A 13,359-nucleotide genomic window follows, 5' to 3' on the forward strand; every position below is an offset into this window, starting at 1 on the left:
AAAGTGTAGCTTGTAAGAAGGGTCTGTCCTTGACTATAATCTGGTTTATGCAATGTCGATTATCCGACACGTTGTAAAAAAAGTCTAGCCCAGAATGAGAGGACGGAGAAAAATTGAGCAGTACCCCTACTATCGACACCGGATCGGCCAAACGAGGACCGATCATGTTCATCATGATTCTGGGTGCCTTCCTGGCGACCCTGAACCAGACGCTGATGAGCGTCGCCACGCCGGAGCTGATGAAAGACTTCGACATTACGGCCGCGACGGCGCAGTGGCTGACGACCGGCTATTTGCTCGTTAACGGCGTGCTGATCCCGATCACCGCCTACCTGATGCAGAAGTTCTCGACGCGCCAGCTGTTCCAGGCTTCGATGATGATCTTCCTCGTCGGCACGGTCGTGTCGGCGCTCGCGGGCGATTTCCCGATGCTACTGACCGGACGGTTGATCCAGGCCGCCGGCGCCGGCATCATCATGCCGCTGCTGATGAACGTCATCCTGGCCTTGTTCCCGCCCGAGAAACGCGGATCGGCCATGGGCCTCGTCGGTCTGGCCATTATCGTCGCTCCGGCGATCGGACCGACGCTTGCCGGTTACACGCTGGAACACTACTCGTGGGAAACGATGTTCTACGCCATGATTCCGCTGGCCCTCATCGTCATCGCGCTCGGCTTCATCTATCTGCGCAACGTCGGCGAACGCGTCAACGTCAAGTTCGACGCCTTGAGCGTCGTGCTGTCCACGATCGGCTTCGGCGCGCTGCTGTACGGCTTCAGCCGGGCCGGCAGCCTCGGCTGGTCCAGCGCCGAAGTGCTGATCATGATCGCTGTCGGCTTGATCGGACTGGTCGCCTTCTCTGTGCGCCAGCTCAAGATGAAGACGCCGCTGCTCGACCTGCGCGCGTTCAAATTCAACATGTTCTCGCTGACGATCGTGATCAGTATCGCGGTCACGATGATCATGTACGCGGACATGATGCTGCTGCCGCTGTATCTGCAAAGCGCACGCGGCTATACGGCGATTCAATCCGGCCTGCTTCTGCTGCCCGGCGCGCTGCTCATGGGCCTGCTCATGCCGATCACCGGACGGCTGTTCGACAAGTTCGGCGCCAAATGGCTGACGATTATCGGCATGATTATCGTCATCGCCACGACGCTCGGCTTTATCAACCTGACCGACACGACCAGCTATAATTATCTGGTCCTCATGTCCACCGCCCGCCGGATCGGCATGGCGTTCATGATGATGCCGCTTCAGACGGCCGGCCTCAACCAGCTGCCGCCACGCCTGAACGCGCACGGCACGGCGATCAGCAACACGACCCGCCAGGTTGCCGGCGCGATCGGCACCTCGCTGCTCGTGACGGTCATGTCCGACCGCGCGAAAAGCCATGCGGCCGACCTGATGCAGAGCGGCACCGATCCGTCGCAGATCGCCGTTCAGGCGCAGATCTCCGGCATCAACGACGCTTACGTCGTGATCGTCGGCATCGGCGTCGTCGGCCTGCTCCTCTCGTTCTTCATCAAGAACGTGAAGCGCGGCACGGAAGAAACGGTCGTCGTGCATGGAGACAAGAGCAAGACGGCGGAAGTTTAAGCGTTCGGACTTTCGGACTTTCGAATTGTCGGCACTATAAAAAAACGGCACTCCTGTTTAAACTGTCCCCTTTGTAAAGGACATTTAAAAAAAGTCAGGATGCGTTAAGAAGCTGTTGCCTGTATCATTCAGGCGGCAGCTTTTTTAAGTTCCGTTACCCACGTTCCCGATTGTAATACGTCATATAACGCTTGATTTCTTGCTTCATTCGTTGGAGCGTTTGGCAGGTTTTGAGGTCGGTTTCGTCTTTCAAATGACCAAAGCTCCCGTACACAGATCGCCGTCAATTTTTCCCCTTCGATTGCCGCCAACGCGTCCAAAGCCTCGCCTACGATCATGCTGCTTCCAGCGATTCCGATCTTCATCTGCCATTCCTCTTTTCAAATTAATTTTGCGAAAAGTGTAATAAATCCATGCACACTCCCGTCTAATGCATCACAAGGAACGGGACGCTTTGATTTTCCCGTTTCCCAAACCCAATTCAGAGGAGTGTTCAATCATGAAACGTACATCCAACCAACCATTCCGTAAAATCGCCGCATTGACCTTTGCTTTTTCTTTGGCCGTCCCTTTTGCAACTTCCGATAATGTTCTGCTATTCAATGAGGCGCATGCGGCAGGCACGACTTCATCGATTGCAGCTGCAAGCTCCACCTCCGCCGCCAGCAGCGTGCGCCCGGCGACCCAATCGTTTGCGCTGATGATCAAAGGCGACTATGTTAACCGCACGGCGTATCTGAAACAAGGCAACGGCTACTCGCTGTACGTGGCAAACGGCTATACCTTCAGCAAAGCCAAAAACAAAATTCATCTAACCCAATACCCGTCCTACAATGCGCAAATCGAGAAACTCCCGGCTAACTTCAATCTGCAAAAGGTAAGCAAGAATAGCCGAGCCGAGCTGAAAAAATACGGTCAAGTCCGCGGCTATAAAGGCGATCAATTATTCGAAAGCCCGATGTCTTCCGCCCGGCTGTTATTGCAGGCAAGCGATACGAAGGACAACCTGCATAACCACGTCATCTGGACCTCGAAAAAAGGTGATTCATATCTGTTCCGGATCAATGCGCCGACAAGCGAATTCGCCGGAACGTTTATCGAGACGGTTTCGAATTCGCTGACCAGCATTTTGGCCGACAAGTAAGCTCGCGACCTTTTTCTCCCAGATTGCGATTGATTATGTGTTGAACGAACGAATGGACTTTAAGCAACGCGGTGAGAAAAAAGAAAACTGCCCTGGACCGATTACCGGTTCAGGGCAGTTTTTTGCATCTATAGGATTGAAAAAAAAGGATTACTTTGAGCCTCGTTGCGCCGATCACTTGCAGTTCGCCGCGAGCAAGTACCGGTTTCAGAATGTTTCGACCTTTTCATCGAATTGACCACGCACGTCTACGCCTGCCACGAGAGAAGCGACGTCCAGCCCTGCTTTCTTCCGTCCGCAAGGCCGAGGATTCCTTTGTTCTCGCAAGCTTCCCGCCACCGTTTGGAAGCCGTCCAAATGCGCTAGGTTCCCAACACATCCTTGTAAGTAATGGCTTTGGCACTGACTTTTTTCAAAGCGTCCGTCTTGTAGGGTACAGTTTAGTTGGAGGGCCGTTTTTTTGCATGCTCTATTTTAAAAACCAAAATTTCAAAGATCAAAGTCCGAAAGCTCGGACCGACCCGAATCGCAGATTGCGCTTGCGCTTAAACGGGACGATCGCTAATCGACGGACGCCAGTTTAAGTTCCAACCCGCTTTTCACCGCTGCCCACTCTTCGTCCAAAATGGCGTAAAACACCGAATCCCGTACATACCCGTCATGCAGAATGACATGTTTGCGCAGCACACCTTCTTTTGTCGCGCCGAGACGTTCGATTGCCTGTTGGGACCGCAGATTGCGGCGATCCGTCTTGATCTGCACGCGGATCGCGCCCAGCGTCTCGAAAGCGTGCCGCAGCAGCAGAAATTTGCATTCCGTATTCACGCTTGTCCGCCAGACAGCCGGAGACAGCCATGTCCAGCCGATTTCCAGACTGCGGTTGGGCCGCGAGACGGCCAGAAAACGCGTGCTGCCCACCACTTCTCCCGACTCCCGATCGACGATGACATAAGGGAACTCGCTGCCGTCTTTTTTGGCCGCAAGCGCTTGGCGCACCAGCTCCCGCATATGTTCCGGAGAGCGGATGGACATCGGCATATACGTCCAGATCGACGGGTCGCGGCCCGCTTCGAACAACGCTTCCGCGTGCCGCTCCTCCATCGGCTGAATCCGGGCCCGCTTCCCGACCAGCGTAACCGGCGTAATCTCCATAAGGCGTCGCTCCTTTTTGAATATCAGTATATAAATAAAGAGCGCGCCGTAAAAGAGCCAGTTTGCGTTTGGAGCACGGGGGCAGACAAGTTTTAAGCGGGGTTCAAACAAGATTCAAACAAGATTCAAATAAAATTCAAAAATCCGCCGGCTGCCGCTTGCCCCGAATCTTGGGACGGGTCAGCTCGAAGCTGTGGCGGACGAGATCCAGAATGTCTTCTTCGCCAAGCGCGCCGTCCGCAATGACGGTGTTCCAATGTTCTTTGTTCATATGGTAGCCGGGCCGGATCTCTTCGTGCAGGTCGCGCAGCATCGCGGCCCGCATCGGATCGCATTTGAGATTGGCACACAGATGGCCTTCACGCTCGTAGATAAGGGCGAACGACTTTTTGTTGCCGCCGTGGCGCATCACCGTCCAGCTCTCGTCGAACGGGTAGTCTTCGTACACGCCCGGAAGTTCCAGGCAGCGTTCGATCAGTTCCTGCTTGTGCATCGTAGTCCTCCGTCAATCGTTGCCGTCGTTATTGTCGTCCATGTCGTTCATGTCGTGGTTCTCCATATTGCTGTCCATGTCGTCGTCTCCGTTGTCCGCCCCGCAGCCCATAACGACCGACAGCACGCCGACCGCAAACAGCATACCCCATCTTTTTCGCATCGGATTTCCTCCTTATTTGGCAAGCCTGATTCGTTTCTTACTGTCCATTAACCCGCACAGCAACCCTTTGAACGAGAAAAAACCGTTTCGTCAGGCTCGCTTGTATCGGCCCTGGTCCGCTTCCGTGATCTCGCGGATGACCCGGCACGGGTTGCCTGCGGCGACGACGCCCGGCGGAACGTCCCGGTTGACGACGCTGCCCGCGCCGATCACGCTGCCGGCCCCGATCGTCACGCCGGGCAGCACGACGACGTTGCCGCCGATCCAGACGTTGTCTTCCACCGTGATCGGGTACGCATACTCCAACCCCTGATTGCGCTGCTCGACGTCGAGCGGATGGCCCGCCGCGTAGAAGCCGCAGTTCGGCGCGATAAAGACGTTGTCCCCGAAGATGACTTTGGCCGCGTCGAGGATGATCAGATTATGATTGGCAAAAAAGTTCTGTCCGAACTCGATATTGTAGCCGAGGTCGCAGTAAAAAGGCTGTTCGATCACGAACGCCCCTTCGGCTCGGGCCACGATCTGGCGGATCTTTGCTTCCCGCTCGGCCAGCCGCAGCGGATTAAGCTGGTTGTGCTCGAAACAAAGCGATTTGCACAAATTGCGCTCGCGCACGAGCTGAGGGTCGTTGTTGTTGTCGTAGAGCAGCCCGGCAGCCGCTTTTTCTTTTTCCGTCTGTTTGCTTCGCTGTTCGTTCTGCTGTTCGCTGCCCTGTCCGGATACAGGCTTGGATACATTCATCGGTACGCCTCCCTCGCCGCGCAGCCGCTTCATCGGATTGGATCGGGCTGCACGGATCTTTTTCCAGTTTGTGCGTTTGTTTTTCCACTGTCAAGGTCCGCGGTTCTCCGTGTTATTCCTTGCCAAAAAGGGTATGTAAACCTGTACCCAAACATCACGCGCCAAGGAGGATCTTATGAGCGATAAGCTGCATGATCTTTTTGCAAACGTCCAGGCCGAAGTCATCTCGGTGCTGGGCGAGACGGAAGGAATGTCGCATCCTCTCGTCGATTTGTTGCGCACGTCGCTGGAAGAAGAACGCGGGGCGTTCGAGCGTATGCTGCCCCTACTCAAGGGCGGCGACGCGGAGCTCGATACGTTCAAAACGGACTGCTCTGTCATCTACCTGAACGACGAGATCGTCGAATCGACGTTCCGGGCCTGGCTCCGCGCGGTGGATTGGATGGATCACGAAGATTCGGAGGAAGCGGCGAAGCTTGAGAACCGTTTTCCCGGCATGAAAAGCACTCTAAAAAAAGCGGCGGCGGAAATGGAGCGGATCTACGGCGCGGCGAACATCAAGTTCGTCATCCCGGCGCTTTATCAACCGCAGCCGCAGACCGGAGGTTCCCGATGAGCTGGCAAAAAGAACGGATCGACATGAACATTTACAGTCAGGGCGAAGTGGATCGCTGGGTGTACAGCACGTGCAATCTGTGCTCCGTCGGCTGCGGCTGCGAGATCGCGGTCAAAGACGAGCAGATCGTCGGCATCCGCGGCAACGGCAACCATTCGATCAACCGCGGGCGCCTCGGCCCCAAAGGCGAGCATCAATGGCAGGCCAACGCAAGCCCGGACCGTCTGCTCTCCCCGCTGATCCGCAACGAGTTCGGGGAACTGGTGCCTGCGTCGTGGGACGAAGCGATGAACCTGATCGTGGAGAAAATGCAAAGCGCGATCGCGGAAAAAGGGCCGAACAGCGTCGCGATCTATTCGACGGGGCAGGCGTTCCTCGAAGACTATTACACGATCGCCAAGATCGGCCGGGCCGGCATCGGCACGCATCTGCTCGACGCCAATACGCGGCTGTGCACGGCCACGACGGAGTTCTGCCTGCTGCAATCGTTCGGCGCGGACGGCACGCCCGCTTCGTACGACGACGTGGACGAGACCGACACGCTGATGCTGTTCGGGCATAACGTCGCCGAGACCGGCACCGTGCTGCACGAGCGGATCATGGACCGCAAAGCGCGCACCGGCAAGCCGTTCATCATCGCCGTCGATCCGCGCCGCACGCTGACCGTGCGCGGCGCGGACCTGCATTTGCAGCTTCGCCCGGGCACCAACGTGCCGCTGCTGAACGGGCTGCTGCGGATCATGCTCGATAACGGCGCGGCCGACGAAGCGTTTATCGCCGCGCATACGATCGGCTTCGAGGAGATGTCCGGCGCGCTCAGCGAATGGACGCCGGAGCGAACGTCCGAAGTGACGGGCATTCCGGTCGAGACGCTGCTCGAAGCGGGCCGCATCTTGTCGGAGACGCCTTCGCTCGTCACGACGACGCTGCAGGGCGCTTTTCAAAGCGCGGACGCGACGACCGCCTGCGTGGCGATCAACAATCTGCATCTGACGCGCGGCCTGATCGGCCGGCCCGGCTGCGGACCGCTGCATATGGCCGGCCAGCCGAGTTCGTCGGCGAACCGCACCGCGGGCGGCGTCGGCACGTATCCGGCCAACCGCAATCCGATGAATCCGCAGCATCTGGACGATATGGGCCGGCTGTGGAACGTCGATCCGATGAATCTGCCGGCCGGTCCCGAGAAAGGGATCGAAGAACAGCTGGAGATGATCGAACAGGATCAGATCGACGTGTTCTGGAATATCGGCACCAATCCGCTTGTCTCCCTGCCCAATCGCAAGCGGGCCCGGGCGGCACTCGAAAAAGTGTTCGTCGTCATGCAGGACCATTTCCTGACGGAGACGTCCAAAGTCGCGGACGTCGTCCTGCCTGCCGCCATGTGGGGCGAAAAAGAAGGCACGATGGAGAACGCCGACCGGCGCATCAATCTGCTGCGCAAAGCGGTGGAACCGCCCGAAGGGGTGCGGACCGACCTCGACATCCTGCTCGATTTCGCGCGGCGTATGGATTTCCGCGACCGGGACGGTCAGCCGCTGATCGGCTACTGCACGCCGGAAGAAGCGTTCGAAGAATGGAAGACCGTCTCGGCGGGACGCCCGTGCGACATGACGGGCATGACGTACGAGAAGCTGGAGCGTCATAACGGCCTGCGCTGGCCGGCGACGGCGCAGAAGCCGGAAGGCACGGCGCGGCTGTACGAAGACTTGAAGTTTCCGACGCGGCCGGAATACGCGCAGAGTTACACAAAAAATCAATTTACCGGACGCGCGCTGACCCGGGTCGAATACGAAGCGAAGCAGCCGGACGGGCGCGCGATTCTGCACGCGACCCGCTATAACCCGCCGTCCGAACAGCCCGGCGGCGATTTCCCGATGTGGCTGACGACGGGCCGCCTCGTCTGGCATTGGCATACCCGTACCAAAACGGGCCGCTCGCCGTATCTGCAGGCCGCCGCTCCGCACGGCTATGTGGAGATCCATACCGACGACGCCCGCGAGCTTGACCTGATCGAAGGCGAAGTCGTGCGCGTCGTCTCGCCGCGCGGCTGGATCGAAGTGCCGGCGAAGATCGGCGACGCCGTGCAGCGCGGCCTGCTGTTCGTGCCGTTCCATTTCGGCAGCTGGGAAAGCAACCAGGCCGCGAACGACCTCACGGCGGACTTCGTCGATCCGCTGTCCAAGCAGCCGACGTTCAAGCAGTCCGCCTGCCGGATCGAGAAGCTGCGCAAGCCGCATCTCGTCGCAAGCGGCGAGACGCTCGGCTACATCGCCGAGCAGTACAACCTGAGCGTCGACGACCTGCTCAGGGTCAACCGCATGGACACGCCTTACGGCATCCAGACCGGCCAGCATCTGGAAGTTCCGATCTCCATGATGAACGTGCCGATCCAGCCCTATTCCCCGCAGCGAACCGACTTTAAGCGGACGGAGATGAAGGAGCAGGGCGGGGATTGAGGCGGGGACTTAGAGGCAAAATGGATTCATTGTTTAAAGGACAAAATCGGTTCATGCTGTAGGCAAATCAAAAAGGAGCGTCTGCCATAGGGGCAAACGCTCCTCTCTTTATATGCGCTATGCAGTCAGTCGCTTGGGTCGCAGATTAAGTGCGAATCTGCAGTTATTTCGGCAAACGATTTCTCGCTTCGGTAAATAACTGCGACAGTACACTTAATTAGCTCTTTCGGCGGCTCAAAAGGTGCTTTGGGCGAAAATAACTGTAGTGGCGCAGCTATTCGCTCATTCACTTCAGTTTCGGTGCAAATAACTGTCGTGACGCAGTTATTCGCCCATTTGCTCCTGTTTCGACGAGAATAACTGTAATGGCGCAGCTATTCGTCCATTCACTCCGTTTCCGGTGCGAATAATTGTCGTAACGCAGTTATTCGTGGACCAGGTCTACCCCAGCCGGCAATAGTTGCCGCTGTGTTGCCTACGCGCGGTTATTTTGGTCAACTCCCCTGCCACATAGAAGAGGGCAAAGTGGATTCATCGTGTAGTCGATCAAACAGCAAATCAAACAGCAAATCAAACAGGAGCGTCTGCCATCGGGGCAAACGCTCCTCTCTTTATGTGCGCTATGCAGTCAGTCGCTTGAGCCGGAAATTAAGTGCGGATCTACAGTTATTTCGGCGAACGGTTTCTCTGTTTGGCAAATAAGTGCGACAAGACACTTAATTAACTCTTTCGGCGGCTCAAAAGATGCTTTGGGCGAAAATAACTGTCGTGACGCAGTTATTCGCCCATTCACTCCAGTTTCGGCGAAAATAACTGTCGTGGCGCAANNNCTATTCGCTCATTCACTCCGTTTCCGGTGCAAATAATTGTAGTGACGCAACTATTCGTCCATTTATTCCGTTTCCAGCACGAATAACTGTCGTGACGCAGTTATTCGTGGACCAGGTCTACTCCGGCCGGCAATAGTTGCCGCCGTGTTGCCTACGCGCGATTATTTTGGTCAACTCCCCTGCCACATAGAAGAGGGCAAAGTGGATTCATCGTGTAGTCGATCAAACAGCAAATCAAACAGCAAATCAAACAGCAAATCGAAAAGGAGCGTCTGCCGCCGGGGCAAACGCTCCTCTCTTTATGTGCGCTATGCAGTCAGTCGCTTGGGCCGCAGATTAAGTGCGGATCTGCAGATTTCAGCGAACAGCTTCTCGACTCGGCAAATAAGTGCGACAGTACACTTAATTAGCTCTTTCGGCGGCTCAAAAGGTGCTTTGGGCGAAAATAACTGTCGTGGCGCAATTATTCGCTCATTCACTCCAGTTTCGGTGCAAATAACTGTCGTGACGCAGCTATTCGCGCATTCACTCCGTTTCCGGTGAAAATAATCGTAGTGACGCAACTNATTCGCGCATTAACTCCGTTTCCGATGCAAATAGCTGTCGTAACGCAGTTATTCGTGGACCAGGTCTACCCCAGCCGGCAATAGTTGTCGCTTTGTTGCCTCCGCGCGGTTATTTTGGTCAACTCCCCTGCCTCATAGAAGAGGACAAAGTGGATTCATCGTGTAGTCGATCAAACAGCAAATCAAACAGCAAATCGAAAAGGAGCGTCTGCCGCCGGGGCAAACGCTCCTCTCTTTATGTGCGCTATGCAGTCAGTCGCTTGGGTCGCAGATTAAGTGCGAATCTGCAGTTATTTCGGCGAACAGCTTCTCTGTTCGGCAAATAACTGCGACAGGACACTTAATTAGCTCTTTCGGCGGCTCAAAGGGTGCTTTGGGCGAAAATAACTGTCGTGACGCAGTTATTCGCCCATTTGCTCCAGTTTCGACGAAAATAACTGTAGTGACGCACCTATTCGCTCATTTGCTCCAGTTTCGGTGCAAATAACTGTCGTGACGCAGCTATTCGCCCATTTGCTCCAGTTTCGACAAAAATAGCTGCAGTGGCGCAGCTATTCGCTCATTCACTCCGTTTCCGGCGAGAATAACTGCCGTGGCGCAGCTATTTTCCGCGACACTTCGCCCAACGGCTAATTAGCTGTCGCTGCGCGGTTCTATTCGCGCCAGCTCCCGCTTCGGCCAAAACCCGCTCCGCTCGCCTACACTCTAGCGAATCATCCCCGCCAGCTCGTCGAGGCCGAGCTCGAACGTCGGAGCGAATGCGTCCGAACGCACATAGTTCGCCAGGCTGTGCAGGAACTGCCGGCCGTCCGGCGACTGAGCGGCTGCGGCCGCGTCGACGGCGCAGACGATCAGGCTGCCGCCGCCGGTCTTGCATTCGAACAGCAGGCCGAGCTTGTGGTTGCGCTCGAAGTTGTCGATCGTCTGCACGATCGGTTCCCATTCGGACGAAGTACCGTCGAGAATGATCGAACGCGAATTCATGACGACGTTCCACCACGCATACGTCGAATGGGTCGCCGACGGGAAGTCGCGCAGAGCCGGATGTTCGCTGCGGATCAGCAGGCCGTGCGTGCCGACCGGCACTTTGCGCTCCATGCTTTCCGAGATCGAGCGGAACATCGGATAGCACCAGAAGTCCGACGCGTACGTGCCTTCGATCGCGTTCTCCAGCGCAGCCGGATTCGGCATCAGCAGCACTTTGCCGCCGGCCGCAAGCACCGCTTCGGCTTCGGCCGTCAGCGTCTCGAAGACCTGCACGCCGCCGAAGTCCGCCTGAACGCCGGACGGATAAATCCACAGTTCGTACTGTTTGTACACATTTGTGCCTTTGATGCGCAGCGACAGCTCGGCTCTTTGCATCGTCTGTACCGGTGCAAGCACAAGCTGCACGCTGCCCACTTCGAACACGTCGCCGCTTTGCGTCAATTCCGCCGACAGCGTGCCTTCGCCCAGCGTCTCACCCCCTGCAGCCAGCGTCCACTCCACGCCAAGCTTGCCCGGCGCTTCCTGACGGTACCAGCTCAGTTCGACAGCCGCGCGGAACTCTTCGCCGCCGACCAGATTGTACGACGGGAAGCGGGCCAGCAGCACCGCGTCGGCGCAGAACGAACGCCAGTCTTCCGGCGTGATCAGCCCTTTGGAATCCATAAAGGCGTCCAAAGCGCCGACAAGAGCCGTACCCTGTCCGCTGAAGTCCTGCAGGTCAAGCAGTTGGAAGCCGGCCAGTTTGCGCGAACGCAGCGCCGCTTCCAGTTCTTCCTTGTAGCAGTCCATCGCCAACTTGCCGGAATTTTCGAAATAGGCGCGGGCCAGATGGCCGAGACCTTTTTCCTCCAGCCGCTCGCGGAAGATCTTGAAATTTTCCGCCTGCAGCGGTCCCGTGTATTTGTCGATCTCGTCGAAGTTCGGGAACGTGCCGTACTGCCCGATCTCGTGCGAGACGACCGGAAGCGGCGAGATCCAGTCTCCGCCGTCGCCTTCGGCTTCGACCGTTTTCATCTCCGTGCCGTATTGAATCTGGATCGTTTTCGCGCCGCCGTCTTCCCCGTCTGCGCTTTGCAGGCGCGAAGGCGAGATCGGCTCGTCGTAATCCGTCATCGTGCCCGGAGGCGCAAGCTGCACATGGCCCTGAGGCGCGTCGCACATCGCGTACGAACCGCGGAACCGGCGTTCGCGCGAGAACCGCACGCCGCAGAAGAAATCGTCATGTTCAAGCAGTTCCGGCACCCACTGGTGATTGTTCGATCCCTGCGTATACAGCGGACGGCCGTCGAATTGTTTGTAGCCTTTGAGGATCGAATCGATCTTCGGGCGGCTGCCCCACAGCTCGTTGCCGAGCGAGAACATGACGAACGAAGGATGGTTGCCGAACGCTTTGAGAATGGCATACCCTTCTTCGATCAGGTAATCCTGCTCCGCCTGGTCGTGGTTCTCGTCGCCCGGCTCCGTCACCGTGCCCCAAAACGGCAGTTCCGGCTCCATGTAGATGCCCAACAGGTCCGCCGCGACGAACGCCGCTTCCGGCGGGCAGGCCGTATGGAAGCGATAATGGTTCATGCCGTACGATTTGGAAATGTTCAAGATCCGTACCCACTCGTCCACGTCGGTCGGCGCATAGCCGGTCAGCGGGAAAATCAGGCCGTCATGCTTGCCGCGCAGAAACGTGCGATGTCCGTTGATCTCGAACTTGTCGCCGGCCGGGCGGAACTTCCGCAGGCCGAAGACGCTTTCCGTCACGTCGAACACGCCGCCGTCTTCGCCCAGCAGTTCCAGCTTGAGGCGGTAGAGCTCCGGCGTCCATTCGCTCCACAGCCGGGCGTCCGCGCCAAGCGGATATTCCGCGTCGATGTCGCGCCCTTCAAGCTTCAGCTCAAGCGTCTGCGCGCTGTGCACCGTCTCGCCGTTGAAGCTGACCGCCGACAGGCGCAGCACCGAAGCTTCGTTTCCTTCGACCCGCGCCGTGACCCGCACGCTGCGCTCGTCGACGTTCGGGTAGGTGCGCAGACTTTCCAAACGGGCCGGGCCGTAAAACTGCAGCTCGATCGCGCCCGTGATTCCGTTCCAGTTCGTCTGCGTGTCCGGGGACGTCATATGGCCGCCCTTGGTCGGATAATCCGTATTGTCCACGCGGATCGTCAGCGTCGCCGGGCCGGCGCGCAGCTTGCCCGTCAAGTCGTATACATGCGGCGCGTTGAGGCTGTTACGGCTGCCGAGTTCTTCCCCGTCCAGCCAGACCGTCGTGACGCGCGTGCGCTCCAGATGCAGCCGGGCCGTGTGCGACGCCCACTCTGCCGGGATTTCGATTTCTTTGCGGAACCAGGCATAGCCTTCGAACTTGTAGGCGTCCGTGAGCGAGCCGATCAATTTCTCTTCGTTGCGCTTGCCTTTGCGGGCATGCGAAGTCGTGCCGGGCAGCTCCATCGCGTCGTTGAACGCCTGCGTTTGCGGCTGTCCCTGTTTGTGTTCGTCCAAAGCCAGCTCCCATGAGCCGGACAGATCGATTCTGTTCAACATGGTTCATCACTCCTAATTTGAATACGGTTTCGTTAAGATCCGGACGCCTTTTCCCCTGCTTCGAACATGGGGACGGCGCGGTCTC

The 13,359-nt window shown here is 57.4% G+C and carries 9 protein-coding genes and 1 pseudogene; 4 read left to right on the plus strand and 6 right to left on the minus strand.

The annotated features are described in order from the left end of the window. The first annotated feature begins 164 nt into the window (after positions 1-164). Complete coding sequence (locus FTE24_RS05385) at positions 165-1,598, plus strand: DHA2 family efflux MFS transporter permease subunit (protein ID WP_150228929.1); 1,434 nt, start codon at positions 165-167, stop codon at positions 1,596-1,598. A gap of 160 nt (positions 1,599-1,758) precedes the next feature. Here the strand turns inward: FTE24_RS05385 and FTE24_RS05390 are convergent. Beyond that, positions 1,759-1,860 (minus strand): annotated as a pseudogene (locus FTE24_RS05390) (IS3 family transposase); the annotation flags it as partial. Positions 1,861-2,097: 237 nt separating this feature from the next. On the opposite strand from FTE24_RS05390, the gene FTE24_RS05395 reads away from it, so the two are divergent. Beyond that, positions 2,098-2,742, plus strand: coding sequence for a hypothetical protein (locus FTE24_RS05395; RefSeq protein ID WP_150228924.1), 645 nt, complete (start codon positions 2,098-2,100; stop codon positions 2,740-2,742). A 561-nt stretch (positions 2,743-3,303) separates the two neighbouring features. Here FTE24_RS05395 and FTE24_RS05400 read toward each other — a convergent pair. The 4 genes from FTE24_RS05400 to FTE24_RS05415 form a co-directional block, all read right to left on the minus strand. Then, the gene (locus FTE24_RS05400; RefSeq protein ID WP_150228922.1) at positions 3,304-3,894 is read right to left on the minus strand and encodes a GNAT family N-acetyltransferase; all 591 of its coding nucleotides are present in this window, start codon (positions 3,892-3,894) and stop codon (positions 3,304-3,306) included. A 136-nt stretch (positions 3,895-4,030) separates the two neighbouring features. Next, positions 4,031-4,387: an MmcQ/YjbR family DNA-binding protein gene (locus FTE24_RS05405; protein WP_150228920.1), complete on the minus strand. Its 357-nt coding sequence runs from the start codon at positions 4,385-4,387 to the stop codon at positions 4,031-4,033. 12 nt (positions 4,388-4,399) lie between these two features. After that, positions 4,400-4,549, minus strand: a complete 150-nt coding sequence (locus tag FTE24_RS05410; protein WP_160441660.1) for a hypothetical protein — start codon at positions 4,547-4,549, stop codon at positions 4,400-4,402. Positions 4,550-4,639: 90 nt separating this feature from the next. Further along, positions 4,640-5,290 (minus strand): sugar O-acetyltransferase, encoded by a 651-nt coding sequence (locus FTE24_RS05415; protein ID WP_150228919.1) that lies wholly within the window; start codon positions 5,288-5,290, stop codon positions 4,640-4,642. 175 nt (positions 5,291-5,465) lie between these two features. Here FTE24_RS05415 and FTE24_RS05420 point away from each other — a divergent pair, with 175 nt between their 5' ends. Beyond that, positions 5,466-5,906, plus strand: coding sequence for a hypothetical protein (locus tag FTE24_RS05420; RefSeq protein WP_150228917.1), 441 nt, complete (start codon positions 5,466-5,468; stop codon positions 5,904-5,906). Next, complete coding sequence (locus tag FTE24_RS05425; RefSeq protein ID WP_150228916.1) at positions 5,903-8,362, plus strand: molybdopterin-dependent oxidoreductase; 2,460 nt, start codon at positions 5,903-5,905, stop codon at positions 8,360-8,362. Before FTE24_RS05420 ends, FTE24_RS05425 begins: the two co-directional genes overlap by 4 nt. Before the next feature lie 2,101 nt (positions 8,363-10,463). Here the strand turns inward: FTE24_RS05425 and FTE24_RS05430 are convergent. Continuing rightward, on the minus strand, positions 10,464-13,274 hold the full coding sequence (locus FTE24_RS05430; protein ID WP_150228914.1) for a sugar-binding domain-containing protein: 2,811 nt from the start codon (positions 13,272-13,274) through the stop codon (positions 10,464-10,466). Between the last annotated feature and the right edge of the window lie 85 nt (positions 13,275-13,359).

The sequence above is a fragment of the Saccharibacillus sp. WB 17 genome (assembly GCF_008634075.2).
Taxonomy (GTDB): Bacteria; Bacillota; Bacilli; order Paenibacillales; family Paenibacillaceae; genus Saccharibacillus; species Saccharibacillus brassicae.